A 26,209-nucleotide genomic window follows, 5' to 3' on the forward strand; every position below is an offset into this window, starting at 1 on the left:
CCCACCTCGCCCGTGAGCGGTCGGCGGCCGGCGTGGCGGCGGCGCTCGTCGACGAGGCCGCCTACGCGGCCGGCGTCTGGCGGGGCGCGCTGCGCGCGCGCCAGCCGGCCGCGCTCCTGCCGCGGCTCGGCCCTCCGGCGACGCGCGCCGCCGCCGGCTAGCTGACGGCGGCCTCGTCGAGCAGGTGGCCGTACTTCTCGAGCGCCGCGGCGCGGCGCGTCGGCACGTGCTCGCTGGGCACCTCGCGCGGCTCGTACCCGCGCAGGACGCTGCGCGCGACGGTCATGCGGTGGACCTCGTCGGGGCCGTCGTAGATGCGCGAGGCGCGCGCCCAGCGGTAGAGGTGCTCCAGGGGGAGGTCCGTCGAGTAGCCGAAGGAGCCGTGGATCTGGATCGCCTTGTCGAGGACGTCCTGCATGACGGGCGCGCCGTGGTACTTGATCATCGCGATCTCCCGGCGGGCCTCCTCGGCGCCCACCTGGTCGATCTTCCACGCGGCGTGCAGCACGAGCAGCCGGGATGCCTCGATGGCGGCGAGGCTGTCGGCGATCCAGTTCTGGATCGTCTGCTTGTCCGCGAGCCGGCTGCCGTGGAGGGACTTGCTCACCGCGCGCTCGCAGAGCGCGTCGAAGGCCCGCCGGCAGACCCCGATCCAGCGCATGCAGTGGTGGATGCGGCCCGGTCCGAGGCGCTGCTGGGCGATCTTGAACGCGCCTCCGCGCTCACCCAGCAGGTTCGCGGCGGGGACCCGGACGTCGGTGTAGGTCACCTCCGCCTGGGTGTGCATCGACGGCACCGGGTGGGGGTCGTTCATCGAGCAGATGCGGCGCAGCTCGATGCCCGGCACGTCGGTGGGGACGATGATCATCGAGGCGCGCCGGTGACGCTCGCCGTCGGGGTCGGTCACCGCCATGAGGATGTGGAAGTCCGCCCGGTCGGCGTTCGAGATGTACCACTTGGCGCCGTTGATGACCCACTCGTCGCCCTCGAGGCGGGCGCTCGTCGTGAACTGGGTGGGGTCGGCGCCCGTCCCCTGCTCCGTCATCGAGAACGCGCTGTAGATCTCGCCGGCGAGCAGGGGCGCGAGCCACCGCTCGCGCTGCTCGGGCGTGGCGGCGAGCGCGAGGATCTCCGAGTTGCCGGAGTCGGGCGCCTGGTTGCCGAAGATCGGCGGCGCGTACTCGCACATGCCGAGCACCTCGTGCATGAGGCCGAGCTTCACCTGCCCGTAGCCCTGGCCCCCGAGCTCGGGACCGAGGTGCGCCGCCCACAGGCCGCGCGCTCTCACCTCGTCCATGAGCGGCGCCGCGATCCGGCGGAAGGTCGGGTGGTCGAGCTCGAGCGTCTCCAGCGGGAAGATCTCCTCGCGGACGAACCCGCGCATCCACGCGAGCTTCTCCTCGAACTCCGGGTCGGTCTCAAAGTCCCACGCCATGGTCGCGAGGCTAGAGGCGCCGGGCGCGTCTTCGACCCGCGAGGCGGTGCGGGTTTGGAGCGAAGGACAAGCAGCGCCGACGGGCGGCTGGCCTCCGCGCGGAACGGGAGGGAGGATCGCCGCCATGGATGGGATCGCTGCGCCAGGGACCGCGACGGCCGCCACCGACCCGCTCGCGCGCTGGTTGGAGCGGGTGACCGACGACCCGGGGCCCTTCACGATCCGCCCCCTGGGCGGTGGCAACTCCAACGACACCCTGCTCGTGACCAGCCCGGTCGCCAAGCGCGTCCTGCGCCGCCCGCCCTCGGCGGCCCTCGACGCGAGCGCCCACAACGTCGAGCGCGAGTACCGGATGCTCATGGCGCTGGCCGACACGCACGTGCCCGTGCCGCGGCCGATCGCCGTCGCGCGCGCGCCGGTGCCCGGCGGGCCGCCGGCGCTGCTGATGGAGCACGTCGACGGAGTCTCGCTCACCGAGCGCCTCCCGGAGAGCTACCGGCCGGAGTCGGCGGGGGCGGTGGGCTTCGCGACGATCGACGCGCTCGCCGACCTCCACGCGCTGCCGTGGCGGGACCTCGGCCTCGAGGACTTCGGCCGGCCGGAGCAGTTCCTGCACCGGCAGGTCGGGCGCTGGCAGCGCCAGTACGCCGCCAGCCGGCACCGTGACCTCCCGGATTTCGACGTCGTCGCGCACTGGCTCGAGGAGCACCGCCCGCCCGACCAGGAGCCGGCGATCCTCCACGGCGACTTCCACGTCGACAACTGCCTCTTCAGCCGCGAGGAGCCCGTGCGGCTGCTCGCCGTCATCGACTGGGAGATGGCGACGATCGGCGACCCGCTGCTCGATGTCGGCCTCATGCTCGGCCTGTGGGGCCGCGAGCGCTGCGAGCCGTACGCGATGCCCCGGATCCAGGGGTTCAGCCGGGCGGAGGAAGCGCCCACGCGCGAGGAGCTCGCGGAGCGCTACGAGCGGCGCAGCGGCCGCTCGCTCGAGCATCTCGACTACTACATGGTCCTCGCGCTCTGGAAGCTCGCCGCGATCGTCGAGGGTGCGCACCTGCACCACGTCTCGGGCCGGCTCGACACCCGCTACGCCCGCGAGCTCGAGCACGACGTCCCGCGGCTGCTCGCCGACGCCCGGGCGTTCACGGAGCGCACCTGAGCGGCGGGCGCGGGCGCGCCGTCGATCACGGGTCCTGTCGCGGTCCACAACGGCGGCGGGGCGCGCCGGCTCGGTCGGCGCACGCGATTTGACACGCTGTTGTGGGAGTCCCCAAGGAACGGTCGAGGAGAGAATGAGCAACGTCTTCGTCGATGCCGAGGAGGCGATCGCCCAGATCGCCGCCGGGCGGATCGTGGTCGTCACCGACGCGGAAGCGCGCGAGAACGAGGGCGACCTCGTCGTCGCCGCCGAGCACGCGGATGCCGACGCGGTGAACTTCATGGTGCGCCACGCGCGCGGGCTCGTCTGCCTCGCGCTCGACGGCGACCGCTGCGACGAGCTCCGGCTCCCGCTCGTGGAGGCCCGCGGCAGCACCCCGTACGGCACGGCGTTCACCGCCTCGATCGAGGCGCGCGACGGCGTCACGACCGGCATCTCTGCCCAGGACCGGGCGCGGACCATCGCCGTCGCGATCGATCCCGCCGCCGGCCCCGACGACCTCGTTCAGCCCGGTCACGTCTTCCCGCTGCGCGCCCGCCCCGGCGGCGTCCTCGAGCGGCCGGGGCACACCGAGGCCTCGGTGGATCTCGCGCGTCTCGCGGGTCTTCGCCCCGCCGGCGTCATCTGCGAGGTGCTCAAGGACGACGGGACGATGGCGCGGGTGCCCGACCTCGAGCGCTTCTGCGCCGAGCACGGCCTGTCGATGGTGACCATCGAGGACCTCATCGCCCACCGGCGGCGCACCGAGCGCCTCGTCGAGCGCGTCGCGAGCGCGCAGCTCCCGACGCGCTGGGGGACCTTCGAGATCGTCGGCTACCGCGACACGCTGAGCGGCGAGGAGCACATCGCGCTCGTGATGGGCCCGGTGGAGGGCCGCACGAACGTCCTCTCGCGCCTGCACTCGCAGTGCCTCACGGGGGACGCCTTCGGCAGCGCCCGGTGCGACTGCGGCGGCCAGCTGCAGGAGGCGCTGCGCCGCATCGGCCAGGAGGGCAAGGGCGTCCTCGTGCACCTCGCCCAGGAGGGGCGCGGCATCGGCCTCGTCGAGAAGATCCGGGCCTACGAGCTGCAGGATCGCGACGGTCTCGACACCGTCGACGCGAACCTCGCGATCGGTCAGCCCGTCGACGGCCGCGACTTCGGGATCGGCGCCCAGATCCTGCGCGACCTCCGCGTGCGCAGCGTGCGCCTGATGACGAACAACCCCGAGAAGGCCGCGGCCCTCGAGGAGCACGGCGTGCGGGTGGTCGACCGCCTGCCGCTCGAGCGGCGGCCGACGGCGCACAACGCGAGCTACCTGCAGACGAAGCGCGAGCGCCTCGGGCACCAGCTCACCCGCAGCGCCTACCTGCGCCTCGCCGAGCCGGGGGAGCCGTCGGCGCCCGATGCCCCGACGCCGCCCGCCGGCGCGCGGCCGGTCCCGGTCGAGGCGGCCGCCTCCGCGGCGCCGGCCGCGCCGGAGCCGGACTTCTCGTGGCTGCCCGACGTCGACATGGCGGTCTGACAGAACGACCGGAAAGACGCCCCGAGGCCTTGTGAGCCGTCACAAGGTCCGGCGGACGCCGGGCCCGGGGCACGGGCGGCGGGCGTCAACCTTCACGTCATGACCAGCCTCATGCCCGAGCGGGACGCGACGGGCGAGGCGGCCACCGACAAGGGTGCCCTCGTCGACGTCGTCGACTCGTGGAAGGAGGCCCGGGAGCGGGGGCTGTCGCCTCTCGTCGTGCTCGAGGGTCTCCAGCGCGTGCTGGGGCTCGACGAGCGCCCGGCCGTCACGCGCATCGACGCGGGCCACTCCAACCCCACGTTCCTCGTCGAGTCCGCCGGCCGGCGCATGGTGCTCCGGCGACCGCCCCGGCCGCCGTACGCCCGCGGGGCCCACGACGTCCTGCGCGAGCACCGGGTGATGACGGCGCTGCGCGAGCGGGCGGTCCGCACGCCGGTCCCGGTGCTCGCCTGCGAGGACCCGGAGATCACCGGCGCGCCCTTCTACCTCATGGAGGCGCTCGACGGGATCGTCCTGCGCGACGTCACGCCCCCGCCCCTCGACACGCCGCAGGAGCGCGCGCGGTGTGGCGCCGAGCTCGTCGACGCGCTCGCCGAGCTGCACGCCGTCGACCCGCACGGCACGGGCCTCGGCTCGCCCGCCAAGGGCGCGGGCTACCTCGAGCGTCAGGTGCGTCTGTGGACCGAGCAGTGGGGTCGCAACCAGACCCGGCCTCTCCCGGCGCTCGACGAGGTCGCCGATCTGCTCGCCCGCGGGCGTCCGCGCACGCCGCGGACCGCGATCGTCCACGGCGACTACAAGCTCGACAACGTCCTGTTCGGGCCGTCGGCGCCGGCCCGTCTCCTGGCGATCCTCGATTGGGAGATGGCGACCCTCGGCGACCCGCTGGCCGACATCGGGTGGCTCACCGCGACGTGGATCGATCGCGGTGAGGAGCCCGACCGGCTCGCCGGCATCTCGGCCGTCACGACCGAGCCGGGCTTCCCGACGCGTCGGCAGCTCGCAGAGCGCTACGCCGCGGCCTCCGGCGCGTCGCTCGACGACCTCGGGTGGTACCAGGCGCTCGCGCTGTGGAAGCTCGCGATCCTGCTGGAGGCGAGCTACCGGCGCTTCCTCGCGGGCACGACGACCGATCCGTTCTTCGCGACGCTCGAGCAGGGCGTCCCCCGGATCGCCGAGCAGGCGCTCGGCGCTTCCCGGGGCGCCCTGCTGTGACGCGACGCGCGACGCGGGTCCTCAGGCGGTCGCCCCGACCGCGTCCTGCGGCCAGATGACCCGCAGCTCCTCGGCGACGAAGCTCTCCGACCGGCCGGCGTCGGCGACGCCGGACACGTCCTCGAGGGCGTCCGCGGCCGCCGCGGCCGCATCTGCGCCCTCGTCGAAGAGCATCTCCACGATGGCGTCGTAGGCGGGCTCCGCGCCCTCGGCGTACATGTCGGGGAGCGCGACGGCGACCGTGACGCGACGGGCGTCGGGGACCCGCTCGGCGATGCGGTCCTCGGCGTCGCGGAGCGCCTGGGCGAAGGCCTGGGGGTCCTGCCCGGCCGGCCGGCGCAGCAGCAGCATCGCCTTGGTGCCCGGGGTGTCCTGGTCGACCGGCGGTCCGCTGCGCACCACCGACCACTCGGTCATGACGAACGCGAGGTTGTCGACGTCGATGAAGTTCGGCTCGTCGACGTGGCAGCCGTTGACGTAGTTCGGATCCTCTCCCATCCCGGCGGCGGTGGCCGCGTCGACGAACCACACCTCGGCGATGCCCTCGAACGGCGCCGGCGCGACGCCCGGCACCCCGTCGCCCTTGCGGTGGCACTGCACGTAGCGCTGCAGGGTGGTGATCCGCTTGGCCAGGTCGGCGTGGATGCCGGCCCAGTGCTGATGGAAGAACTCCTCGGTGACGTCCTGCCGGCGTGGCAGGAGCGCGAAGACCTTGACCACGGTCGCTCCTCTCCTCTGAGGTTCGGGGTCTCGATCCTCGCGGTCGGCGGCCGTGTCCGGGGGCACGCGCCGGGCGGTCATGGGGGATCGCTACAAAGCGCGCCCGCCACCGCCTTGGCGGTGCCCGCGGGGGGTTCTAGCGTCGGCCCACCGGCAACCGACGAGCGGAAGGAACGACATGGCCGCGAACGCGACCACCACCGAGACCGAGGCCAGCAGGCAGACCGTCCTGAAGTTCCTGGAGGTCTTCTCCACGGGCGACGTCCAGGCGATCCTCGACATGATGGACGACTCGGCGACCTGGTGGGTCGGGGGGACGATCCCCCTCTCGGGGACGAAGACGAAGCAGGAGTTCGGCGAGATGCTGTCCGGCGTCGCCGACAACTGCAAGGGCCCCATCAAGCTCACACCGCACGCGACGACCGCCGAGGGCGAGCGCGTGGCGGTCGAGACGGAGTCCTACGCCGAGCTCAACAACGGGCGCATCTACAACAACCAGTACCACTTCCTCTTCCGGGTCAAGGACGGGAAGATCGCCGAGGTCAAGGAGTACCTCGACACGATGCACACCAACGACGTCTTCTTCGGGTAGCAGCGCCCTTCCGGGCCCGCCCGGACCGGGCGGGCCCGGCGCGCGCACCGGAGCGGTCCTCGAGAGGGAGGCAGCGATGCAGTCCACCATGCCCGACGTCCCGCTGACCGTCGCGGGCATCTTCCAGCACGGCCGGCGCTTCTGGGCGGACACCCGGGTCACGAGCCACTCCCCCGCGGGCGTGCGTCGGGCGACGTTCGCGGAGGTCGCCGCCGAGGCGGACCGGCTCGCCGTCGGCCTGCAGGCCCTCGGCGTGGGCGAGGGCGACCGCGTCGGCACGTTCTGCTGGAACCACCAGGAGCACCTCGCGGCGTACTTCGCGGTTCCCTGCATGGGCGCGGTCCTCCACACGCTCAACATCCGGCTGTTCGCCGATCAGCTCGCCTACGTCATCGAGCACGCCGGCGACCGCGTCCTCCTCGTCGACTCCTCGCTCGCCGAGAAGGTCGCCGAGGTGGCCGACCGGCTGACGACCGTGGAGCACACCGTCGTCCTTGGCGACGGTGACGTCGAGGGGCTGCCGGGCGAGGTGCACCGCTACGAGGACGTCTTGGGGCCCGAGGGCGAGGCGCCCCGGTGGCCCGAGATCGACGAGCGCGCCGCCGCGTCGATGTGCTACACGAGTGGCACGACCGGCAACCCGCGCGGCGTCGCCTACGGCCACCGCTCGACGTACGTCCACGCGCTCGCGCAGTGCTCGGGCAACGCCTTCGGCCTGTCGCAGGCCGACAGCATCCTCATGATCGTGCCGATGTTCCACGCCAACGCGTGGGGTCTCCCGTACTCCGGCTGGATCTCCGGCTGCGACATGGTGCTGCCCGGCGAGCTCCTCCAGGCCGAGCCGCTGGCGCGGATGATCGCCGAGGAGCGCCCGACGTTCACCGGGGCCGTGCCGACGATCTACAACGACCTCCTCTCCTACGGCGAGCGCCACCCGCTCGACCTCTCGTGCCTGCGCCTCGCGCTCTGCGGCGGGGCGCCGGTGCCGGCGAGCCTCATCGACGCGCTGCGCGACCGCTACGGGGTCCCGATGCTCCAGGGGTGGGGCATGACCGAGACGAGCCCGCTCGCCGCGCTCGCGCACCCGCCGAAGGACGCCGCGCCCGAGGAGGAGACCTTCTGGCGCACGAAGTCCGGCAAGCCGATCGCCGGCGTCGAGATGCGTCTCGTCGACGAGGAGGGCCGCGAGCTGCCGTGGGACGGCAAGACCGTCGGCGAGATCGAGGTGAGGGGCCCGTGGGTCACCGCCTCGTACTACGCCGAGGACACCCCCGAGAAGTTCCGCGACGGGTGGCTGCGGACCGGGGACGTCGGCTACGGCGACCAGAAGGGCTACGTCCAGCTCACCGACCGCACGAAGGACGTCATCAAGACGGGCGGCGAGTGGATCTCCTCCGTCGAGCTCGAGAACGTCCTCATGGGCCACCCCGACGTCCTGGAGGCCGCGGTCGTCGCCGTGCCCGACCCCCGGTGGGACGAGCGCCCGCTCGCCTGCGTCGTCCTGCGCCAGGGGTCGACCGCCGACGCGACGTCGCTGCGCCAGTGGCTCGACGGCCGGGTCGCGCGGTGGTGGGTGCCCGAGCGGTGGTCCTTCATCACCGAGGTGCCCAAGACGAGCGTCGGGAAGTTCGACAAGAAGACGCTGCGCAAGCAGTATTCCGAGGAGTCACTCGACGTGACAGTGGTCGACGCCCACCAGGCGCGGACCTGAGAACCGATCCCAGCCGAGCCCACAGGAGGAGCCCCATGAGCGACCACGTCTACTCGATCAGCGAGATCGTCGGAACGTCGGCGGACTCGACCGACGCCGCCATCCGAAACGCGCTCGCCCGCGCGGGCAAGACGCTCCGCAACCTCGACTGGTTCGAGGTCGTCGAGACGCGCGGCCACCTCGGCGACGACGGGGAGATCCACCACTTCCAGGTGACGCTGAAGGTGGGCTTCCGGATGGAGGAGTGAGCCGGGCGCCCGCCGCCGGCCGGTCCGCGATGACGAGCGGACCGTCGGCGAGAGGCGCTCCTCAGCTCACTTGAGGAGGAAGCCGGCGTCGACGGGCAGGGCCACGCCGGTGATGTACCGGGCCTCGTCGGAGACGAGGAACATGATCGCGTTCGTCACGTCGTCGACGTCGATCCACGGCACCGGGATGGAGTTCGCGGCGCGGTAGGCGGAGTCGGGCTTCTCGGCGTCCTCGCGCGTCGGGTGCTCGAGCTCCGGCATGAAGAGCTTCATGATGAACTCGTTCTGCACCATCGGGGTGTCGACGTTCGTCGGGCACACCGCGTTGACGCGGATGTTCTCCGGTCCGAGCTCGGCGGCCAGCGTCTTCGTCATCCCCACGACGCCGTGCTTGGCCGCGACGTAGTGCACGAGGTTCGGAAGGCCCTTGTGGCTGGCGACCGACCCGATGAGGACGATCGAGCCGCCCGTGCCGTCCGACTTCAGGTGGGGCAGGGCGGTGTGGACCGTGTGCCAGACGCCGTTGAGGTTGATGTCGATCATGTCGTGCCACATCTGATCGGACATCTCGCGGGAGGGGGAGATCGACGCGATGCCGGCGTTCGCGATGACGATGTCGAGACGGCCGCCGAGCTCGGCGACGCCGCGGTCGACGGCGGAGCGCACGCCCTCCAGGTCGCGGACGTCGGCCTGCTGGGCGTAGATCCGGCGATCGAGCGACTCCACCTGGCGGACCGTCTCCTCGAGGTCCTCCGGAGTCGTCCCGCCGTAGGCGACGGTCGGGATCGAGTCGCAGTTGTCCAGAGCGATGATGTCGACGCCCTGCTCGGCGAGGCGGACGGCGTGATTGCGGCCCTGGCCTCGCGCGGCTCCGGTGATGAACGCGACCTTGCCCTCGAGACTGCCCATGCGTCTGGCTCCTCCTGTCGATTCTCCGCCTCTCAGGGCGGCGGGGTGAAGAACGTACGGCGGCGTGAGCGGCGCGTGGCCCCGGCGGCGCCGGGCCGTTGGCGCCGCTCACAACCGAGCGCCGGCCGGGGCCGGGCAGGCTCAGGCCGCCTGCTCGAACTCGAGGTGCAGCTCCCGGTAGCCACGCGCGGAGAAGCTCGGATGGTGGGTGAGGTCCTGGCCCGGAACGAGGCGGATGGCCGTCAGCCGGCTCAGCAGGACCTCGAAGGCGACGCGGGCCTCGACGCGGGCCATCTCCGCCCCGGCGCAGAAGTGCACGCCGGCGCCGAACGTGAGATGGCGCCGCACGTTGGGTCGATCGATGTCGAGCTCCCGGGGATGCGCGAAGACCTCCGGGTCCTGTCCGGCGGCGCCCCACATCGGGATGACCATCTCGCCCTCGGGGACGTGCTCGCCGCCGAGCTCGACGTCGCGGGTCGTGCGCCGGAACGTGCAGTGGATCGGGCCGTCGTAGCGCAGCACCTCCTCGATGAAGGCGGGGATGAGCGCATGGTCGCTGCGGACGCGCGACATGACGTCGGGGCGCTGGGCGAGGATCGCCATGCCGTTGCCGATGAGGTTCGTCGTCGTCTCGTTCCCGGCGAGCAGGAGCTGGCTCACGATGGGGAGGAGCTCGGCGGTCGTGAGACGCCGCGGCCCGGCGACGTCCGGGTCGTCGTCGGTGATCTCCGCGGTGGCGAGGTCGCCGAGGAGGTCGTCGTGCGGCGTCGCGCGACGCTCCTCGATGCGCGGGATCATGTACTGCTGGAACGCGATGACCGCGCGCGCGACCTCGGCGCGACGGGTGTTGTCGAGCATGTCGAGGTTGCCGGCGATCATGCAGTCCGACCAGTACTTGAAGTCGGGCATGTCCTTCCGGTCGACCCCGAGCGTGTCGGAGATGACGGTGAGGGGGAGAAGCACGCCGAACTGCGTGTGCAGCTCGCAGCGGCCCTCGCCGGCGAAGTCGTCGACGAGCTCGTTCGCGATCTGCCGCATCGCCGGCTCGAGCTGCCGCACGCGCCGCGGGTTCAGCGCCTTGTTGACGAGCGCGCGGTGCCGCGTGTGCGCCGGCGGGTCGGCGGTGAACAGCGCGTTGTCCATCGGGTGATAGTGCCCGAGCAGCTCCTTGACCTCGTCCGACAGCGGCTCGGGGCTGACGCCCATGTGGCGCGGCCCGTCCGGGCCGGCGATGCTCGACGAGAACGCGTCGGTGTCGAGCGCCATCGCGCGGACATCCGCGTAGCGGCTGACGAGCCATCCCACGCCCGGCTCGTGCTTGACCGGGCAGCGCTCGTGGAGCTCCTCGTAGAACGCGTACGGGCTCTCGATGACCTCGGGGTCGGTGATGTGCCGCTCGTGCGTGTGGACGGCGTCCTGGCTCATGGTCAAGGCCTCCGCTGGTGGTGTCCGGGGCCGCGCCGGGGACCTCCCCGGAGCTGCCGTGCAAACGCGACCGTACGCGCGCCGGTCCGCGGCGGGTCCCCGCGGCCGCCGCGCCTTCGTGGGGTCCCACAGGCATGGGGCGGGCCGGTCTTGCGGCGCGGCGCGCCGCACGCGAACGTGGATTCGCACCCACGAGAGGGAGGACCCCCCGATGGCCCGAGTCACACCGGCACCGCCCGAGAAGTACGAGCCCCTGTTCGGCCCGGATGCCCCGCTCAATCTGAGGATCCACGCCAACCGCCCGGACACGGCCCAGGCGTTCCTCTCCTTCGCCACCACCGTCATGTTCGAGCACCCCGGCCTGCCGCCGCGGATGGTCGAGCTCGTGCGCCTGCGGATCGCGTTCCACAACCAGTGCCGCAGCTGCATGGCGATCCGCTACTCCCCCGGCGCCGAGGCCGGCGTCGACGAGGATCTCGTCTGCTCGCTGGAGCGACCGGAGGAGGCGCCCGATCTCTCGGACGCGGAGCGCGCCGCTCTCGCCTACGCGGACCGCTTCGCCACCGACCACCTCTCGATCACCGACGAGACCTACGAGGGGCTGCGCGAGCACTTCACCGAGCCCGAGATCGTCGCCCTCGGCGTCCTCTGCGCGCTGTGCGTCGGCTTCGGCCGGCTCGACTCGAGCTGGGACATGGTCGACGAGCTCCCCGAGCGGTTCACGGTCCGGGGGACGACGATCACGCCGTGGGGCGAGGGCGATCTGGTGCGCGCATGACGGCGACCGACCGCGATCCCGAGACCGGACGGCGACCCGCGGACCCCCGCGAGCTCTTCGACCTCACCGGGCGCGTCGCGCTCGTCACCGGCGGGTCTCGCGGGCTCGGCCGGGAGATGGTCCTCGCGATGGCCGCCGTCGGCGCCGACGTCGTCATCGCCAGCCGCAAGCTCGACGCCTGCGAGGCCCTCGCCGAGGAGGTCACGACGACGACCGGCCGCCGGGCTCTGCCCTGCGCGGCGCACGTCGGCCGCTGGCAGGACATGGACGCGCTCGTCGAGCGCGCCTACGACGAGTTCGGGAAGGTCGACGTCCTCGTCAACAACGCGGGGATGTCGCCCGTGTACCCCGAGCCCGCCGCGGTGAGCGAGGAGCTCTGGGACAAGGTCCTCGGCGTCAACCTCAAGGGCCCGTTCCGCCTCACCGCCCTCGTCGGCACGCGCATGGCCGAGGGCGACGGCGGCTCGATCATCAACGTCTCGAGCGTCGCGGCGCGCCATCCGAAGCCCGACGTCATCCCCTACGCCGCGGCGAAGGCGGGGCTCAACGCGATGACGCAGGCCTTCGCCCGCTCCTGGGGACCGAAGGTCCGCGTCAACGCGATCCTGCCGGGGACCTTCCTCACGGACATCAGCAAGGCCTGGGACGAGGAGGTCTTCGCCGAGCAGGCCCGGGCCTTCGCGCTCCAGCGCGGAGGGCGCCCGGACGAGATCGTCGGGGCGGCGCTGTACCTCGCGAGCGACGCGTCGAGCTACACGACGGGGGCTCTGCTCGACGTCGACGGAGGCTACGCGTGACGGGCCCTGGAGAACTGCACAACGCACCGCCCGTCCGCGCCGCCGCCGCCCTCTCGATTGCGGTGGGCTAGGAGTCACAACGACCGAGGAGCCACCCATGCCCCACCTGGCTGTCGAAGACGATCGGCGGATCTACTACGAGCATCACCGCGGCACCGGCAGGCCGATCGTGCTCGTCCACGCCTGGGGCATGAGCGGACGGTTGTGGGACCGCGTCGTGGCCGAGCTCGTGGCCGACGGCCGCGAGGTCGTCGTCACCGACCACCGCTGCTGCGCGCGCTCCGACAAGGACTTCCGCGACAACACGATCGCGACGCAGGGCGAGGACCTCGTCAAGCTCACCGACCACCTGGGGCTGGACCGGCCGGTGCTCAACGGGTGGTCGGCCGGCGGCGCGATCGTCACCGAGGGCGCTGCGCGCCTCGGCGACCGGGTCGGCGGCCTCGTGCTCACGTGCGGGGCGAGCCCGCGCTGGGCGGCGGCGGACGACTTCCCGCAGGGCAATCCGATCGAGAACGCCGAGCAGACCCTCGTCGGCCTCAAGACCGCGCGGGTGGACACCGCCTTCGCCGTCTCGGAGGCCATCTGCCACGTCGAGATCTCCCCGGCCGTCCACGGCTGGATGGCGGACATGTTCCTCGAGACCTCTCCCCGGGCCGACGAGACGCTCTCCGACCTCGCCTACAACGTCGACCTGCGGCAGGCGCTGCCGCAGATCTCGGCGCCCGCGCTCGTCTTCGGCGGGCGTCACGACGTGTTCGTCCCCTTCGCGATCGCCGAGGCGGCCGCCGAGCTGCTGCCGGACGCGAAGCTCGTCGCCTGCGAGGGCAGCGGCCACGCGCCGCCCCTCGAGGAGCCCGACCTGTACCTCTCCGAGCTGCGGGCCTTCCTGCAGGGACTGGACTGAGAACCATGACCGACCAGCACGCGAAGGGCAGCACCCCGCAACTGGACGGCTTCGTCGGCGAGACCGTGCAGGTGGCGTTCGTCGCGCGCGACCTGCACCGCGGCCTCGACAACCTCGTCCGCATGGGCATCGGGCCGTTCCAGGTGTTCACGATCGGGCCGGACGACTGCGAGGACCTCGAGTTCCGCGGGCAGCCGTCGGACTACGCGATCAAGGCCGCCTTCACGGTGCAGGGCGCGATGATGTGGGAGGTCATCCAGCCCGTCTCGGGGACGAGCCTCTTCACCGAGGCGCTGGACGCGGGCTACGAGGGCCTGCACCACCTCGCGGTCGACTGCGGCGGCATCCCCATCGAGGAGCGGATGGCCGGCCTCGAGGAGCGCGGCTACCAGCGGCTCACCTCGGGGCGCGCGTTCAACGGGCAGGTGCCGTTCGGGTACTACCACAGCGGCGATGCGGCCTCGCCCTACATCGAGGTCTTCGAGTTCCCCGAGGGCTTCGCCCCCGAGCCGGAGGCCTGGTACCCGCACCCGCCCCCAGAGGCCGCGTAGAGACGGGGCGCCTCAGGCGCGCAGGCCGCCGAGCAGGACGTCGCAGAACGCGTCGGAGATCTCGTCGGAGCTGAGGCGCCCGCGCGACCGCAGCCAGACGTGCGCGTAGTTGTGCATGCCGAGGATCCCCTTCACGATCACGGGATCGACCTCGCGGAAGACGCCGTCGCGGACCCCCTGCGCGAGGACGGCGGCCCACACGTTCTCGAAGCGCGCGCGCCACTCGATGGCGTCGCGGCGCATGGGCCCCTTGAGCGCCGGGAGCTCGCGGAAGAAGACGGTCCACTCCGCGAGGTGGCCGGCGACCGAGGCCATCGAGAGGCGACTCACCGCGCGGAAGCGATCCTCCGCCTCCATCGGGATCTCGAGGAGGGCCTCGGCCTCCTTCACGACCTCGATCACGGCGTGCGTGATGATGTCGTGCAGCAGCTGGTCCTTGCTGCCGATGTGGTGGTAGAGGGCGCCACGGCCCAGGCCCACGGCCTCCGAGAGCTCCTGGATCCCGGTGGCGTCGTACCCGTTGGCGGCGAACAGGCGCGCGGCCTTCAGGCGGATCCGCTGCTTCTGGTCGTGACCTCGTGTCGTCGCCATCCGGCGCGCGAGCATATACCGCCTCCCGCCGACGAACGGGCCTCGCTTGGAGGGTTCCACGGACGGCGTCCGCGCCGCTGCCCGCTGTACCGGTCGGTCTACTAGGGTCGATCCGACCACCGAGGCGCTGGAGGACACCACGTGACCACCGACAGCCGCGGCTATCGCCGCTACTGGGACGAGGAGCGAGAGACGCGCGACCCGCGCGAGCGCGACCGGCTCATCCTCGAGCGGATCAAGCACCAGCTCGCGTACGTGTACGCCGAGCTGCCGTTCTACCGCCGCCACTACGACGCCCACGGCTTCCACCCGGACGACGTGAGGACCCTCGAGGACTTCTCGACGAAGGTCCCCGTCATCACGAAGAAGATGCTCGTCGCCGACCAGCAGGAGCACCCTCCGTTCGGCTCCTACGCCGGCAGCTTCCGCCAGGACGACCTCGCTCGCATCCACGGCTCCTCGGGCACATCGGGCGTCCCGACGCTCTACTCGGTCTCGCGCAACGACTGGGAGCGCTCCCGCGAGCTCGTCGCCCTCGCGATGTGGGCGATGGGAGCGCGGCCCTGCGACATCGCGCAGATCGGCTTCCCGTTCTCGCTCTTCTTCGGCGGCTGGGGCGTCCTCCAGGGCCTGGAGCACCTCGGCGCCACGGCCTTCCCGGTCGGGCCGCTCGACTCCGAGAAGCACCTCCAGCTCATCGAGCAGGTGGGCTCGACCATCTTCAGCGGCACGCCCTCCTACTGCCAGCACCTCATCGGCGTCGCCGAGGAGGCGGGCTTCGATCTCGCCGGCTGCTCGGTCCAGCGGCTCATCGTCGGCGGGGAGCCGGGCGGCAGCCTCCCCGGCATCCGGGACGTCATCACCGAGGGGTGGGGCGCGTCGGTCCACGACTCCGGCTCGACCTCGGAGATGTATCCCTTCAACACGAACGTCACGGCGAACCCGGAGGACGGCGTCCTCCTCATCCAGGACGAGGTCTACGCCGAGGTCGTCGACCGCGAGGACCCGGGCGCGCCGCTGCCCCACGGGGAGCGCGGCGCGATCGTCTACACGCACCTCTGGCGCGACTCGCAGCCGATGATCCGCTTCTGGCCGGGCGACGAGACCTACATGGTCCACGACGGCCCGACGTCGTGCGGGCGCACGTACCCGCGGCTGCCAGAGGGGATCCTCGGCCGCCTCGACGACATGCTCGTCATCCGCGGCGCGAACATCTATCCGAGCGCCGTCGAGGCGGTCCTGCGTCGCGTCAAGGCGCTCGGGCCGGAGTTCCAGATCGTCGTCGAGCGTCCCGCCGCGATGGACGAGATGCGCATCCGGGCCGAGCTGACGCCGGAGGCCGCACGCGGACTCGACGGCGCCTCCGCGCAAGCCCGCGAGGCGATCGTCCAGGAGGCGGAGCACCGTCTCAAGACGGCGCTGCACATCCGGATCCCCGTCGAGCTCCTGGAGCCCGGGACGCTGCCGCCGACGGTCTTCAAGGCCCGGCGCGTCGTCGACGAGCGCGCCAAGGCGGACTCCCCGGCGGCGGGGGTCTCGTGAGCTCGGTCACCACCCGCCGGACGTCCGTGCCTCCCGATCCGCGGCCGCTCCTCGTCGAGGACGGCCGCGGCGGCTGGCTGCTCGCGGGTGCGCGCTGCACCGCCTGCGGGCACGCCCTCGCGCACGAGCTCCCGCGCTGCCCGCGCTGCCGGTCGCTGACGGCTCCCGAGCGCTTCGGGGGGGAGGGCACGGTGTGGAGCCACACGGTCGTCCACGTCCCGGCGCGAGAGGGCGACGACGTCCCCTTCGCGCTCGCCTACGTCGACCTCGACGACGGCCCGCGCCTGCTCGCCCGGGTGGCGGGCGAGCCCGGCGGCGTGTCCGTCGGGTCCCGCGTGCGGCTGCGGGCGCCCACCGACGCGGGCGACCCCGCCGTGGAGGTGCTCTCGTGACCGCCGCGGTCTGGGGCGTCGGCACCTCGCGGTTCGGCCGCCAGCCGGAGCTGCTGCCCGCGGAGCTCGCATGGGTGGCGATCGCCGAGGCCCTCGAGGACGCCGGCGTGGAGACCGTCGACGCCGCGTACGTGGGGACCGTCTTCGGCGCCCCCGGCGTCGCCCAGCGCGCGCTGCGCGGCATGGGCCTCACGGGCATCCCGATCATCACCGTCGAGAACGCGTGCGCGAGCGGCACGACGGCCTACCACGAGGCGCGCGAGGCGATCCTCGCCGGCCGTCACGAGCGCGTCCTCGCCCTCGGCGTCGAGCACATGAGCACGCTGTTCGACGGCCCGATCGCGCCCGAGGCGACGGATCCCGAGCAGGCCTCGGGCCTGCTGCTGCCCGCGCTCTACGCCCTCAGCGCCTCGCGCTATCTCGCCGAGACCGGCGCGACGGAGCGGGATCTCGCGCAGGTGGCGGTCAAGAACAGCTCCCACGGCGCGCGCAACCCCCGGGCGCAGCGACGGCAGGCGGTCACCGAGGAGGAGGTCCTCGGCTCCCGGCCGATCGCCGATCCGCTCACCCTCTACCAGTGCGCGGGCCTCTCCGACGCCGCCGCGGCGGCCGTGCTCGGCCCGGACCGCGGCGACGGCCGCGACGTGCCGATCCGCTCGAGCGTCCTCGCCTCGGGGCGCGCGTGGGACCAGGCCTCCGAGCACGTCTGGGGCCACGACGTCGTCCGCGACACGAGCGCAGCGGCCTACGAGGAGGCCGGCATCGGCCCGCAGGACGTCGATGTCGTCGAGTGCCACGACGCCTTCACGATCGGCGAGCTCGTGACGGTCGAGGCGCTCGGGCTCGCGGAGACCGGGGAAGCCCCGGCGCTCGTGCGCTCCGGTGAGGCCTCGCTGGGCGGGCGCCGGCCGGTCAACCCCTCTGGCGGGCTGCTGTCCCGCGGCCATCCCCTCGGCGCCACCGGCCTCGCGCAGGTGGCCGAGGTCGTCTGGCAGCTGCGCGGCGAGGCCGGCGACCGGCAGGTCGACGGCGCCCGCACCGGGCTCGTCGAGACGATGGGCGGCGGCGCGTCGGGCCTCGACGGCAACGGCTGCGTCGTCACGGTGCTGGGGGCCTGAGGTCGTGTCGCGCGCGAGCACTCCCCTCGGCGACGTCGACCTCCTCAGCCCGGAGTCCTTCGCCGACCCCTACGCGTTCTTCGGCGCCCTGCGCGAGCAGGACCCCGTGCACTACAACGCGGCGCACAAGTCGTGGGTCATCACGCGCTACGAGGACGTCGCGGCCGGCTTCCTCGACAAGCGGCTGTCCTCGGACCGCGTGCAGGCGGTCTACGAGCACAAGCTCTCCGACGACGAGCGGCGCGAGCGCGGGCCGACGTACGAGGTGCTGTCGGACTGGATGGTCTTCAAGGACCCGCCGGAGCACACGCGTCTGCGCAACCTCGTCAAGAGCGCCTTCACGCCGCGGGCCGTGCAGCGGCTGGAGCCGCGGGTCGTCGAGGTCGTCGAACACGTCCTCGACCTGCCGGAGGCGGGCACCGTCGACGTCGTGCGCGACATCGCGTATCCGATCCCCGCGATGGTCATCGCGGAGCTCCTGGGCGTCCCCGCGGAGGACCGCGACCTCTTCCGCGGCTGGTCGGACGACATCACGACCCTCGTCTTCGAGGGGGCGAAGGACGAGTCCGACCGCCGGCGCGCCCAGGACGGCCTCGTCGCCCTCGCCGGCTACCTGCGCGATCTCGTCACGACGTACCGCCGGCGCCCGGCGGAGAACCTCATCTCCGGGCTCATCGCCGCCCAGGAAGGCGACGAGACGCTCACCGAGGACGAGATCGTGCACACGTGCGTCCTCCTCCTGTTCGGCGGTCACGAGACGACGACGAACCTCATCGCCAACGGGTTCCTCGCCCTGCTCCGCCACCCCGACCAGGCGCGCCTGCTGCTCGACGAGCCCGACATCGCCGAGGACGCCGTGGAGGAGCTCAACCGCTACGACGGACCGGCGAAGCTCGTCGTGCGGCGCGCGGGCGCGTCCTTCGAGCTGCACGGGCGGCAGATCGAGGAGGGTCAGCGCGTCCTGCTCGTCCAGTGCTCGGCGAACCGCGACCCGCGGCGCTTCGAGGATCCCGACCGGATCGTCCTGCGCAGGGACGACAACCGGAACGTCGCCTTCGGCTTCGGCATCCACTACTGCCTCGGCGCGCCGCTGGCCCGCCTCGAGACGCGCATCGCGCTGCCGCGCATGCTGCAGCGCCTCCACGGCGCCGAGATCGAGGGCGGGCTGACCTACGCGCCGCTGCTCCTCACGCGCGGCCTGCGCGAGTTCCCGGTGCGTTACGGGGCCTGAGCGCCCGGTTCCACGGCGCGCGGAGACCTGTCGGCGACGGCTCGGCGGGCGGCCGCTCGGAGTCACTGGAGGACTCCACAACGGCGGCGCGATCCGCCGTGGGAACACGCGCGCTCGCTGCGTAGCGTGAGTCCCAGTGGCGGCCGTCCCCGGAACCGGGCGACCGCTGGAAAGAGCCGAGCACCCGCCGACGGCGGAGGAGGACGACGGAGATGGAAGTCGGACTGCAGTTCATTTTCCAGAACACCCACGACGACGGCATCTCGGACCAGGAGATGATGCGGCGGGAGACCGAGATCTGCCTGCTGGCGGAAGAGGTCGGGATGGACTTCTTCCTCCTTCCGGAGCATCACTTCGATCCGAACTACTCGATGATGCCCGACAACATGCAGTGGCTCTCGTACCTCGCGGGGAAGACGAGCCGCATCAAGATGGGCACCGGCGCGATCATCCTGCCGTGGTGGCCCAACCCCACGCGCGTGGCCGAGAAGATCTCGCTGCTCGAGACGCTGCTCGGCGACCGCTTCCTCCTCGGGTTCGGGCGTGGCCTGGCCCGTCAGGAGTACGAGGCCTTCGGCATCGACATGAACGAGTCGCGTGAGCGCTTCGACGAGGCCGCCGTGCTCATCCTCGACATGCTCGACACCGGCGTCGCCGAGTACGACACGAAGCACTTCAAGCAGACCCGCACGGAGATCCACCCCAAGCCGACGGGCGGCTACCGCGACAAGGGCTTCTTCTCGGTCGCGATGACGCCGGATTCCGCGATGGCGGCGGCGAACATCGGCGGGACGATGATGTCCTTCGTGCAGCTCCCCTGGGAGCAGCACCACGAGGCCGTCGAGGCCTGGCGGGCGCGCTTCCACGAGGTCCATCCGGGCAAGGAGCCCGGGGCCCCCGTGTTCTCGGACTTCACGTACTGCCACGAGGATCCCGAGAAGGCCAAGGAGATCGCGACGAAGTACCTGTCGAAGTACTACCTGAGCGTCATCAAGCACTACGACTTCGATGGCTCTCACTGGGGCGATACGAAGGGCTACCAGGCCTACCAGGCCGGTGCGGACGCGATCCGCGAGGCGGGCCTCGAGGCCGCCTGCCAGGGCTTCGTCGACTCGCAGGCCTGGGGCACGCCGGACCAGATCATCGAGGAGTGGACCCGCCGGTACGAGATGACCGGTGAGCTCCGTCCCGCGATGGCGGTGTCGTACGCCGGCATGCCGCACGACCTCGTCAAGGACAGCCTCAGGCTGATCGCCGAGAAGGTCGTGCCCGAGCTGCACAAGCTCGGCGCGAAGACGGGGGCTGCGGCCTAGAGGCAGCCCCTCAGCCGGGGCCGCCAGACCGGTGGTGGCCCCCGGTGCGCCCCTCGTCGGGCGCTCCTCCTCCAACGGGCCGGCTCGCTCTTGACCCGGCGGGCCGGCCCGGCGGTGGGGACCGCCACCCGCTCCTGACGAAACTCACCCCAGGGGCGAGTTTCGTCAGGACGGATGGCTCATCCGTCGCCGCGGGCGTCCTCCAGCAGCGCCAGCCACACCTCGCTGCGCGTGGGGAACGGCGGGATGGCGTGGACGAGGTCGTCGAGCGGCACGCCGCCGACGATCGCGACGGTCGCGGCGTGGAGCATCTCCTGGACGTCGGGGCCGACGAACGTCGCGCCCACGACGACCCGGCGGTCGGCGTCGACGACGATCCGCGTCGTGCCGTCCGAGCCCCGGCCGTGGAAGGAGCCGCCCGCGTTCTTCGACGTCGGGGCGTCGTGCGCGCGGGCGTCGATCCCCGCCTCCCGCGCCTGGGCGAGGGTGTGGCCGACGGCGGCGACCTGCGGCTCGGTGAACGTCACCCGCGGGGGCGGGTCGAGCGACGGGCGCAGCGCGACGAGCTCGCCGAGGACGACGTCGGCGGCGATCCGCGCCTGGTGCTTGCCGACGTGGGTGAGGAGCGACCGGCCGTTCGCGTCGCCGACGACGTACAGCCACTCGCGACCGGGGACGCGGAGGCGGTCGTCCACCTCGATCGGCCCGCCGGGCTCGAGGCCGACCGACTCCAGCCCGATGTCGTCGGTCCGGGGACGCCTGCCGGCGGCGACGAGCAGCTCGTCGGCGACGACGTCACCGGCCCCCTCGAGCGTGAGCCTCACCGGACCCTCCTCGCCCTCGCGGTCGGCACGCGTCACCGAGGCGCCGCAGCGCACGTCGACGCCGCAGTCGCGCAGGCCGGCGGCCACCGCGTCCCCGGCGAAGTCCTCCTCCTTGGCGAGCAGCCGGTCGGCGACCTCGAGCAGCGTGACGTCCGCGCCGAGCCACGCGTAGGCCTGCGCCATCTCGCAGCCGACCGGCCCGCCGCCCAGGACTGCGAGGGACGAGGGGACGGCGTCGGCGGTCGTCACCTCGCGGTTCGTCCACGGGCGCGCGTCGGCGAGACCGTCGACCGGTGGCAGCGAGGCGGCGGTCCCCGGGGCGAGGACGACCGCGTCCCGCGCGATCAGCCGGAGGTCCCCCGCGATGACGGCGCGCTCGCCGTCGAGCCGGCCGCGAGCGCGCACGAGCTCGATGCCGCGCTCCTCGAGCCAGGGCATCTGCACCGAGTCGTCGAGGTCGTGGATCACCTCGTCGCGCCGCCGGAGGGTCTCGGCGACGTCGAGCGGCGCGCCCGGGTCCTCACGCACGCCGGGCACCCGCCGCACCTCGGCGAGCAGCGAGCCGGGCCGCAGGAGGGCCTTCGACGGCATGCACGCCCAGAACGAGCACTCGCCGCCGACGAGCTCCTCCTCGACGAGGACGACGTCCTTCCCGGCCTCGGCGAGGCGACCCGCGGCGACCTCTCCGCCCGGGCCGGCGCCGACGACGATGACATCGCAGGTGCGTTCGTCCATGGCGGCGAGTCTTCCCGCTCACGCCGCGACGAATCGCCGCCGAAGCGGGCGCGCGCAGGCCGTCGACGCGCCGCGTCCGGCGTGGCAAGCTGAGGCGCCATGCGCCTCGCCGCGATCGCCGCCGCCTCCGTCGCCGTCCTCCTCGCCGCCTGCGGGGACGAGGAGGGGTCGCCGGAGACGGCGACCGCGCCGCCCGCGGCGACCGCGCCGCCCGCGCCGGCTCCGGCGGCCGGAACGGCGCAGTCCGAGGACGACCTCGCGCTCCGCAAGGTCGGGACGTTCGACCAGCCGGTCTACGTCACCGGCGCGCCGGGGGACACGCGTCGGCTCTACGTCGTCGAGCAGCCCGGCCGCATCATGGTCGTCCGCGGCGGGCGGAAGCTGAAGACGCCGTTCCTCGACATCCGCAGCAAGGTCCGCTCGGGCGGCGAGCAGGGCCTGCTCTCCGTCGCCTTCCCGAGGAGCCATCAGAGGACGGGGCTCTTCTACGTCTACTACACGGACAAGCGCGGGGACAACCGCGTCGTCGAGTACCGCCGCGCCCGCGCCGATCGCGCGAACCGCTCGAGCGCCCGCCTCGTGCTGCGGATGGACAGCCCCGAGCCGAACCACAACGGCGGCCTCCTCGAGTTCGGTCCACGTGGTCGGCTGCTCTACATCGGGACCGGCGACGGCGGCGGCGGGAACGACCAGCACGGGGAGCGCGGGAACGCCCAGGACCTCGGCTCTCTCCTCGGCAAGATCCTCCGCATCGACCCGAGGAAGACCGGCTCCCGCCGCTACCGCGTCCCCGAGGCCAACCCGTTCACCGACCGCCGGGGCGCCCGCGACGAGATCTACAGCTACGGCCTGCGCAACCCGTGGCGGTACTCCTTCGACCGCCGGACCGGTGACCTCGTCATCGGCGACGTCGGCCAGAGCGCCGTCGAGGAGATCGACTTCGTGCGCAAGGACGAGGGCAAGGGGGCGAACTTCGGGTGGCGCCCGTTCGAGGGCTCGAAGCGCAACTTCGACGAGCCGGCCCCCGGCCACGTCCCGCCCGTCATCGAGAAGTCCCACGACGACGGCTGGTGCTCGATCACCGGCGGGTACGTCGTCCGCGACGAGGCTCTCCCGAGGTCGCTGCGGGGCGACTACGTCTACGGCGACTTCTGCCAGGGGCGGATCCGCGCGGCGCGCCTGACGACCGACGGCGCCCGTGACGACCGCCGGCTCCCGCTGCCGAAGGTCGAGAGCCTCTCGTCCTTCGGGGAGGACACGCGCGGCCGCATCTACGTCGTCTCGCTCGGCGGGACGGTGTTCCGGATCGGGACGAAGTAGCGGTCAGGCGTCGTCGCGCACGACCGCGAGCGTGCGTCGCCGCGCCCGGGCCCGGCTCCGCCAGGGCGTCACCTCGCGCAGGGCGGGGAGGACGGCGAGCGCGTCGAAGGCCTGCTCGACGTCGCGCGCGAAGTCGACGGCGTCCGGCATGACGACCGCATCCGCGGTGACGCCGAGGTGGAGCCGGTCACGGTAGGAGAGCGCGCCGATCGTGAGCGCGTGGCCGTCGACGACCGGGACGGACGGGTAGATCGCCTGGAGCGGGCGGCCGAGGAGCTCGAGGTCGACGGGCGGGCCCGGCACGTTGCTCACGACCGCCGCGAACGACATCGAGCGGGCGGCGCTGCGCGCCACCGCGCGGCGGGCCGCCGCCGGCACGAGGTCGGCGGCGTCGGCGAGGGCGGCGATCGGCCCGGCCTGCCCGTCCGCCTTCGCCGCGCGCGTCTGGCCGCGGATCCGGCGCAGGACGCGGAGGCCGTCGGCCTCGCCGACGGGCAGCTCGATCGCGAGGAACGAGATCCGGTTGCCGAGGGTCTCGCCGTCGGGGGCGGCGTCGCGGACGTTCACCGGGATGAGGACCTTCACGGCGTCCGGTGACTCGTCGCGGCGCCGCAGCGCCCGGCCGAGGGCCAGCGTCACGGCGGCGAGGAGGACGTCGTTCACGGTGCCCCCGTGACGGCGGCCCGCCTCCTTCGCCCGCTCGAGAGACGTCTGCGCGAACGCGATCTCGCGCGCCGGGCCCGCGGTGCGCTCGAGGCTCGTCGCGACCCCGCCTCGCGTGAGCGACTGCACGGCGCCGGCGGTGCTCCGCAGCGTCTGGGGGCGTGACCGCCCCGCGGCCCGCACGAGGGCCTCGGCGCCGTCCCGGCTCCCGCGTGCGCGGACGCGGACCGCGTCCGTCACCGAGGACGGCAGCGAGACCGGCCGGCGCGGACGCCACGCCGTGCCGGCGGGGCGCGCCTCGGCGGCGGGAGGCGGCGTGGGGGTGAAGAGGAGGAGCGCGACCTCGATCGCCGCGATCCCGTCGACGAGCGCGTGGTGCGCCTGCCCGATGAAGGCGAACCCGCCCCCGTGCAGGCCGTCGACGAGGTAGACGCGCCAGAGCGGTCGCGCCGGGTCGAGCGGCTGCGACATGAGCGTCCCGGCGAGCTCGCGGAGCTCTGCGGCCCCGCCCGGCTCGGCGAGGCGCAGGCCGTGGACGTGGTGCGCGATGTCGAAGCCGGGGTCGTCGGACCACCGCAGATCGCCGAGGCCGAGCCGGGGCGCGCAGACGCGGCGCCGGAAGCGCGGGACCGCGTCGAGCCGGGCCTCGATGTGACGCCGCAGCTGGGCGAGCGGCGGGCACGGGCCGTCGAACCGCATCGTCCACCCCACGTGGAGCGGGGCACCTGCGGTGTCGAGATCGAGGAAGGCGGCGTCGAGCGCGCTGAGGCGGTCGGGGCGGTCCACGCGAGCATCGTCGCGCATCGGGCGGCGGCGTGCCACCTCCCGCCGGGTGAGATTCGCGCTCCCGGCGGTCGAACCGACTCACCAGCCCCGTGGGAGGATGAGGGCATGGACCCGCTCGGCGCCCACGACGTCGCCCACCTCCGCGCGCCGAACCCCGGGCCGTTCACGCTGACCGGGACGAACACCTGGATCGTCGGACGCGATCCCTGCTGGGTCGTCGACCCGGGCCCCGCGCTCGACCCGCACCTCGACGCCGTCGCGGCGGAGGCGCGGTCGCGGGGCGGCGCCGCCGGCCTCCTCCTCACGCACGACCACGGCGATCACGCCGCGGGCGTCGACGCCCTCCGCGAGCGCCTCGGCGGCGAGGTCCCCGTCGGCGCCGTCCGCCACCCCGCCGACCTCCGTCTCGCCGACGGGGACCGCCTCGGTCCGCTCGAGGTCGTCGCGACGCCGGGGCACGCTCCCGACCACGTCGCCTTCGTGAGCGACACGGGCGTCCTGTTCAGCGGTGACGCGATCCTCGGTGAGGGGAGCGTCTTCGTCGCACCCGATCCGGGTGCGCTCCGCGCCTACCTCGACGCGCTCCGCCGTCTTCGCGCGCGCCCCCTCTCGCTCATCGCCTGCGGTCACGGGCCGTTGGTCACCGACGCCCACGCGAAGATCGACGCCTACGTCGCGCACCGCCTCGACCGCGAGCGCCGGCTCGTCGCCGCGCTCGACCGCGGCCTGCGCGGGGTCGACGAGATCCTCGCCGACGTGTGGTCCGACGCGCCCGAGTCGCTGCGGCTCGCGGCGACCGTCACCCTCGCGGCGCACCTCGACAAGCTCGCGGAGGAGGGTGCGCTCCCCGAGGGGACCGAGCGCCCGGACGTCAGCTTCCTGCGCGGGCGCGCCGTCTGAGGGGGTCCCCGCGGAGCGGTGGATCCGGCCCGAGGGCGGCGCGGTACCCTCGGAGGGTGTTCGGGCTCAGCCTCTGGAGCATCTTCATCCTCACCGTCTCCATCGGCGGGGTCCTCGCGATGCTCGCCTACATGGCGACGGGGCACGACGTCCGCCATGACGAGGAGGCGGCCCGCGACTTCTACGACCGCCACGGCCACTGGCCCGACCAGACGCCCGAGGAGGCGGAGGCCGAGCGGGCCGCCGCCGAGCACCTCGTGCGCGCGCCGACGGCGCGTGCGGAGTCCGACGGCACGGTCTGACCGCGCCGGCCGACGGCGCCGAGCCTAGGGCGCAGGCGCCGAGACGCCCCCGGGGCCCTCGGCGGGCACGGAGCCCTCGGCATCGGCGCCGGTGGGCGCCGGGGCCGGCGTGGGTCGCGCGACGTCCGGCAGCGGCAGGATCGACGGCGCGGGGCGCGGGGCGGCGGCCGGCGTCTCCTCCGCGGGCGGCGTGCTCGCCGGCGGAGCGGTCGGCGTCCCGGCGGCCGGGGTCTCCGGCGGGGCGGGCGGCGCGTCGGGGGCGAGCAGGCTGCCGGCGTTCTCCGCCGCCTCGGCCTCGGTCGGGACCGCGGGGAGCGGCGTCACCGTGCCCTCGACGGGCGCCGGCTCCTTCTCCGCGGCGCGCTCCTTGCGCGCCTCGCGCTTCGCCCGCGCGTCGTCGGCGGCCTTCTCGTTGCCGCTCGCGGCCGTGACCGGCACGGCGGCGGCCGCCTGCGAGCGGGCCTTCGCGACGACCGGCGCGTCCGTCGCCCGCCCCGGAGCCTCGCGCTTCTCGGAGGGCGACGGGCTCGACGGG

At 73.2% G+C, this 26,209-nt stretch carries 25 protein-coding genes and 1 pseudogene; 18 read left to right on the forward strand and 8 right to left on the reverse strand.

The window, feature by feature from the left end:
- Positions 1 to 157: 157 nt before the first annotated feature.
- A complete protein-coding gene (locus ACME2J_RS17610) occupies positions 158 to 1,435 on the reverse strand; it encodes an acyl-CoA dehydrogenase family protein (RefSeq protein WP_495546249.1) in 1,278 nt (425 codons plus the stop codon).
- 124 nt (positions 1,436 to 1,559) lie between these two features.
- On the opposite strand from ACME2J_RS17610, the gene ACME2J_RS17615 reads away from it, so the two are divergent.
- The 3 genes from ACME2J_RS17615 (at position 1,560) to ACME2J_RS17625 (ending at position 5,319) form a co-directional block, all read left to right on the forward strand.
- Complete coding sequence (locus tag ACME2J_RS17615; protein ID WP_495546250.1) at positions 1,560 to 2,597, forward strand: phosphotransferase family protein; 1,038 nt, start codon at positions 1,560 to 1,562, stop codon at positions 2,595 to 2,597.
- A gap of 133 nt (positions 2,598 to 2,730) precedes the next feature.
- Positions 2,731 to 4,101, forward strand: coding sequence for a bifunctional 3,4-dihydroxy-2-butanone-4-phosphate synthase/GTP cyclohydrolase II (locus ACME2J_RS17620; protein ID WP_495546251.1), 1,371 nt, complete (start codon positions 2,731 to 2,733; stop codon positions 4,099 to 4,101).
- A 99-nt stretch (positions 4,102 to 4,200) separates the two neighbouring features.
- Positions 4,201 to 5,319, forward strand: coding sequence for a phosphotransferase family protein (locus ACME2J_RS17625; protein WP_495546252.1), 1,119 nt, complete (start codon positions 4,201 to 4,203; stop codon positions 5,317 to 5,319).
- A 21-nt stretch (positions 5,320 to 5,340) separates the two neighbouring features.
- On the opposite strand, the gene ACME2J_RS17630 is transcribed toward ACME2J_RS17625, so the two are convergent.
- On the reverse strand, positions 5,341 to 6,039 hold the full coding sequence (locus tag ACME2J_RS17630; protein WP_495546253.1) for an EthD domain-containing protein: 699 nt from the start codon (positions 6,037 to 6,039) through the stop codon (positions 5,341 to 5,343).
- A gap of 178 nt (positions 6,040 to 6,217) precedes the next feature.
- On the opposite strand from ACME2J_RS17630, the gene ACME2J_RS17635 reads away from it, so the two are divergent.
- The 3 genes from ACME2J_RS17635 to ACME2J_RS17645 all read left to right on the forward strand — a co-directional run bounded on the left by ACME2J_RS17635 (position 6,218) and on the right by ACME2J_RS17645 (position 8,590).
- A complete protein-coding gene (locus ACME2J_RS17635) occupies positions 6,218 to 6,631 on the forward strand; it encodes a nuclear transport factor 2 family protein (protein ID WP_495546254.1) in 414 nt (137 codons plus the stop codon).
- Positions 6,632 to 6,707: 76 nt separating this feature from the next.
- Positions 6,708 to 8,342 carry a long-chain fatty acid--CoA ligase gene (locus ACME2J_RS17640; RefSeq protein ID WP_495546255.1) on the forward strand — a complete coding sequence of 545 codons (1,635 nt, stop codon included), beginning with the start codon at positions 6,708 to 6,710 and terminating at the stop codon, positions 8,340 to 8,342.
- Positions 8,343 to 8,377: 35 nt separating this feature from the next.
- The gene (locus ACME2J_RS17645) at positions 8,378 to 8,590 is read left to right on the forward strand and encodes a dodecin (RefSeq protein ID WP_495546256.1); all 213 of its coding nucleotides are present in this window, start codon (positions 8,378 to 8,380) and stop codon (positions 8,588 to 8,590) included.
- 66 nt (positions 8,591 to 8,656) lie between these two features.
- On the opposite strand, the gene ACME2J_RS17650 is transcribed toward ACME2J_RS17645, so the two are convergent.
- A complete protein-coding gene (locus ACME2J_RS17650; RefSeq protein ID WP_495546257.1) occupies positions 8,657 to 9,499 on the reverse strand; it encodes a mycofactocin-coupled SDR family oxidoreductase in 843 nt (280 codons plus the stop codon).
- A 141-nt stretch (positions 9,500 to 9,640) separates the two neighbouring features.
- The gene (locus ACME2J_RS17655) at positions 9,641 to 10,924 is read right to left on the reverse strand and encodes a cytochrome P450 (protein ID WP_495546258.1); all 1,284 of its coding nucleotides are present in this window, start codon (positions 10,922 to 10,924) and stop codon (positions 9,641 to 9,643) included.
- A 211-nt stretch (positions 10,925 to 11,135) separates the two neighbouring features.
- Between ACME2J_RS17655 and ACME2J_RS17660 the strand changes: the two genes are divergently transcribed.
- From ACME2J_RS17660 to ACME2J_RS17675, 4 genes are all read left to right on the forward strand, one after another.
- Complete coding sequence (locus tag ACME2J_RS17660) at positions 11,136 to 11,702, forward strand: carboxymuconolactone decarboxylase family protein (protein WP_495546259.1); 567 nt, start codon at positions 11,136 to 11,138, stop codon at positions 11,700 to 11,702.
- Positions 11,699 to 12,499 (forward strand): SDR family NAD(P)-dependent oxidoreductase, encoded by an 801-nt coding sequence (locus ACME2J_RS17665; RefSeq protein ID WP_495546260.1) that lies wholly within the window; start codon positions 11,699 to 11,701, stop codon positions 12,497 to 12,499. Before ACME2J_RS17660 ends, ACME2J_RS17665 begins: the two co-directional genes overlap by 4 nt.
- A gap of 97 nt (positions 12,500 to 12,596) precedes the next feature.
- Positions 12,597 to 13,406 (forward strand): alpha/beta fold hydrolase, encoded by an 810-nt coding sequence (locus ACME2J_RS17670; protein ID WP_495546261.1) that lies wholly within the window; start codon positions 12,597 to 12,599, stop codon positions 13,404 to 13,406.
- 5 nt (positions 13,407 to 13,411) lie between these two features.
- Complete coding sequence (locus ACME2J_RS17675; RefSeq protein WP_495546262.1) at positions 13,412 to 13,957, forward strand: VOC family protein; 546 nt, start codon at positions 13,412 to 13,414, stop codon at positions 13,955 to 13,957.
- 12 nt (positions 13,958 to 13,969) lie between these two features.
- Here the strand turns inward: ACME2J_RS17675 and ACME2J_RS17680 are convergent, their stop codons facing one another.
- Positions 13,970 to 14,548 carry a TetR/AcrR family transcriptional regulator gene (locus ACME2J_RS17680; protein ID WP_495546263.1) on the reverse strand — a complete coding sequence of 193 codons (579 nt, stop codon included), beginning with the start codon at positions 14,546 to 14,548 and terminating at the stop codon, positions 13,970 to 13,972.
- A 141-nt stretch (positions 14,549 to 14,689) separates the two neighbouring features.
- Between ACME2J_RS17680 and ACME2J_RS17685 the strand changes: the two genes are divergently transcribed.
- The 5 genes from ACME2J_RS17685 to ACME2J_RS17705 all read left to right on the forward strand — a co-directional run bounded on the left by ACME2J_RS17685 (position 14,690) and on the right by ACME2J_RS17705 (position 20,144).
- A complete protein-coding gene (locus ACME2J_RS17685) occupies positions 14,690 to 16,090 on the forward strand; it encodes a phenylacetate--CoA ligase family protein (protein WP_495546264.1) in 1,401 nt (466 codons plus the stop codon).
- On the forward strand, positions 16,087 to 16,482 hold the full coding sequence (locus ACME2J_RS17690; RefSeq protein WP_495546265.1) for a Zn-ribbon domain-containing OB-fold protein: 396 nt from the start codon (positions 16,087 to 16,089) through the stop codon (positions 16,480 to 16,482). Before ACME2J_RS17685 ends, ACME2J_RS17690 begins: the two co-directional genes overlap by 4 nt.
- Positions 16,479 to 17,600, forward strand: a complete 1,122-nt coding sequence (locus tag ACME2J_RS17695; protein ID WP_495546266.1) for a thiolase family protein — start codon at positions 16,479 to 16,481, stop codon at positions 17,598 to 17,600. The genes ACME2J_RS17690 and ACME2J_RS17695 overlap by 4 nt, the downstream gene beginning before the upstream one ends.
- 4 nt (positions 17,601 to 17,604) lie before the next feature.
- Positions 17,605 to 18,831, forward strand: a complete 1,227-nt coding sequence (locus ACME2J_RS17700) for a cytochrome P450 (protein ID WP_495546267.1) — start codon at positions 17,605 to 17,607, stop codon at positions 18,829 to 18,831.
- Between the two features lie 212 nt (positions 18,832 to 19,043).
- Entirely contained in the window at positions 19,044 to 20,144 is a 1,101-nt protein-coding gene (locus ACME2J_RS17705; protein WP_495546268.1) for an LLM class flavin-dependent oxidoreductase, read from the forward strand.
- A 179-nt stretch (positions 20,145 to 20,323) separates the two neighbouring features.
- Here the strand turns inward: ACME2J_RS17705 and ACME2J_RS17710 are convergent, their stop codons facing one another.
- Positions 20,324 to 21,703 carry a dihydrolipoyl dehydrogenase family protein gene (locus tag ACME2J_RS17710; protein WP_495546269.1) on the reverse strand — a complete coding sequence of 460 codons (1,380 nt, stop codon included), beginning with the start codon at positions 21,701 to 21,703 and terminating at the stop codon, positions 20,324 to 20,326.
- A gap of 99 nt (positions 21,704 to 21,802) precedes the next feature.
- Here ACME2J_RS17710 and ACME2J_RS17715 point away from each other — a divergent pair, with 99 nt between their 5' ends.
- Positions 21,803 to 23,023 carry a PQQ-dependent sugar dehydrogenase gene (locus ACME2J_RS17715; protein WP_495546270.1) on the forward strand — a complete coding sequence of 407 codons (1,221 nt, stop codon included), beginning with the start codon at positions 21,803 to 21,805 and terminating at the stop codon, positions 23,021 to 23,023.
- Positions 23,024 to 23,026: 3 nt separating this feature from the next.
- Here ACME2J_RS17715 and ACME2J_RS17720 read toward each other — a convergent pair whose 3' ends face one another.
- Positions 23,027 to 24,472, reverse strand: a complete 1,446-nt coding sequence (locus ACME2J_RS17720) for a wax ester/triacylglycerol synthase family O-acyltransferase (protein ID WP_495546271.1) — start codon at positions 24,470 to 24,472, stop codon at positions 23,027 to 23,029.
- 105 nt (positions 24,473 to 24,577) lie between these two features.
- Between ACME2J_RS17720 and ACME2J_RS17725 the strand changes: the two genes are divergently transcribed.
- Together ACME2J_RS17725 and ACME2J_RS17730 are read left to right on the forward strand one after the other, a co-directional pair.
- Complete coding sequence (locus ACME2J_RS17725; protein ID WP_495546272.1) at positions 24,578 to 25,372, forward strand: MBL fold metallo-hydrolase; 795 nt, start codon at positions 24,578 to 24,580, stop codon at positions 25,370 to 25,372.
- A gap of 56 nt (positions 25,373 to 25,428) precedes the next feature.
- The gene (locus ACME2J_RS17730; RefSeq protein ID WP_495546273.1) at positions 25,429 to 25,674 is read left to right on the forward strand and encodes a hypothetical protein; all 246 of its coding nucleotides are present in this window, start codon (positions 25,429 to 25,431) and stop codon (positions 25,672 to 25,674) included.
- A gap of 24 nt (positions 25,675 to 25,698) precedes the next feature.
- Here the strand turns inward: ACME2J_RS17730 and ACME2J_RS17735 are convergent.
- Positions 25,699 to 26,209 (reverse strand): annotated as a pseudogene (locus ACME2J_RS17735) (hypothetical protein); the annotation flags it as partial.

It is taken from the genome of Paraconexibacter sp., assembly GCF_059438195.1.

What these genes read in the sequence shown, in the direction of transcription:
- ACME2J_RS17625 (WP_495546252.1), top strand. Translation starts at nt 4,201, where the DNA reads ATGACCAGCCTCATGCCCGAGCGGGACGCGACGGGCGAGGCGGCCACC.
- ACME2J_RS17670 (WP_495546261.1), top strand. Translation starts at nt 12,597, where the DNA reads ATGCCCCACCTGGCTGTCGAAGACGATCGGCGGATCTACTACGAGCAT.
- ACME2J_RS17610 (WP_495546249.1), bottom strand. Translation starts at nt 1,435, where the DNA reads ATGGCGTGGGACTTTGAGACCGACCCGGAGTTCGAGGAGAAGCTCGCG.
- ACME2J_RS17635 (WP_495546254.1), top strand. Translation starts at nt 6,218, where the DNA reads ATGGCCGCGAACGCGACCACCACCGAGACCGAGGCCAGCAGGCAGACC.
- ACME2J_RS17620 (WP_495546251.1), top strand. Translation starts at nt 2,731, where the DNA reads ATGAGCAACGTCTTCGTCGATGCCGAGGAGGCGATCGCCCAGATCGCC.
- ACME2J_RS17715 (WP_495546270.1), top strand. Translation starts at nt 21,803, where the DNA reads ATGCGCCTCGCCGCGATCGCCGCCGCCTCCGTCGCCGTCCTCCTCGCC.
- ACME2J_RS17615 (WP_495546250.1), top strand. Translation starts at nt 1,560, where the DNA reads ATGGATGGGATCGCTGCGCCAGGGACCGCGACGGCCGCCACCGACCCG.
- ACME2J_RS17680 (WP_495546263.1), bottom strand. Translation starts at nt 14,548, where the DNA reads ATGGCGACGACACGAGGTCACGACCAGAAGCAGCGGATCCGCCTGAAG.
- ACME2J_RS17725 (WP_495546272.1), top strand. Translation starts at nt 24,578, where the DNA reads ATGGACCCGCTCGGCGCCCACGACGTCGCCCACCTCCGCGCGCCGAAC.
- ACME2J_RS17675 (WP_495546262.1), top strand. Translation starts at nt 13,412, where the DNA reads ATGACCGACCAGCACGCGAAGGGCAGCACCCCGCAACTGGACGGCTTC.
- ACME2J_RS17650 (WP_495546257.1), bottom strand. Translation starts at nt 9,499, where the DNA reads ATGGGCAGTCTCGAGGGCAAGGTCGCGTTCATCACCGGAGCCGCGCGA.
- ACME2J_RS17710 (WP_495546269.1), bottom strand. Translation starts at nt 21,703, where the DNA reads ATGGACGAACGCACCTGCGATGTCATCGTCGTCGGCGCCGGCCCGGGC.
- ACME2J_RS17645 (WP_495546256.1), top strand. Translation starts at nt 8,378, where the DNA reads ATGAGCGACCACGTCTACTCGATCAGCGAGATCGTCGGAACGTCGGCG.
- ACME2J_RS17665 (WP_495546260.1), top strand. Translation starts at nt 11,699, where the DNA reads ATGACGGCGACCGACCGCGATCCCGAGACCGGACGGCGACCCGCGGAC.
- ACME2J_RS17655 (WP_495546258.1), bottom strand. Translation starts at nt 10,924, where the DNA reads ATGAGCCAGGACGCCGTCCACACGCACGAGCGGCACATCACCGACCCC.
- ACME2J_RS17705 (WP_495546268.1), top strand. Translation starts at nt 19,044, where the DNA reads ATGGAAGTCGGACTGCAGTTCATTTTCCAGAACACCCACGACGACGGC.
- ACME2J_RS17660 (WP_495546259.1), top strand. Translation starts at nt 11,136, where the DNA reads ATGGCCCGAGTCACACCGGCACCGCCCGAGAAGTACGAGCCCCTGTTC.
- ACME2J_RS17640 (WP_495546255.1), top strand. Translation starts at nt 6,708, where the DNA reads ATGCAGTCCACCATGCCCGACGTCCCGCTGACCGTCGCGGGCATCTTC.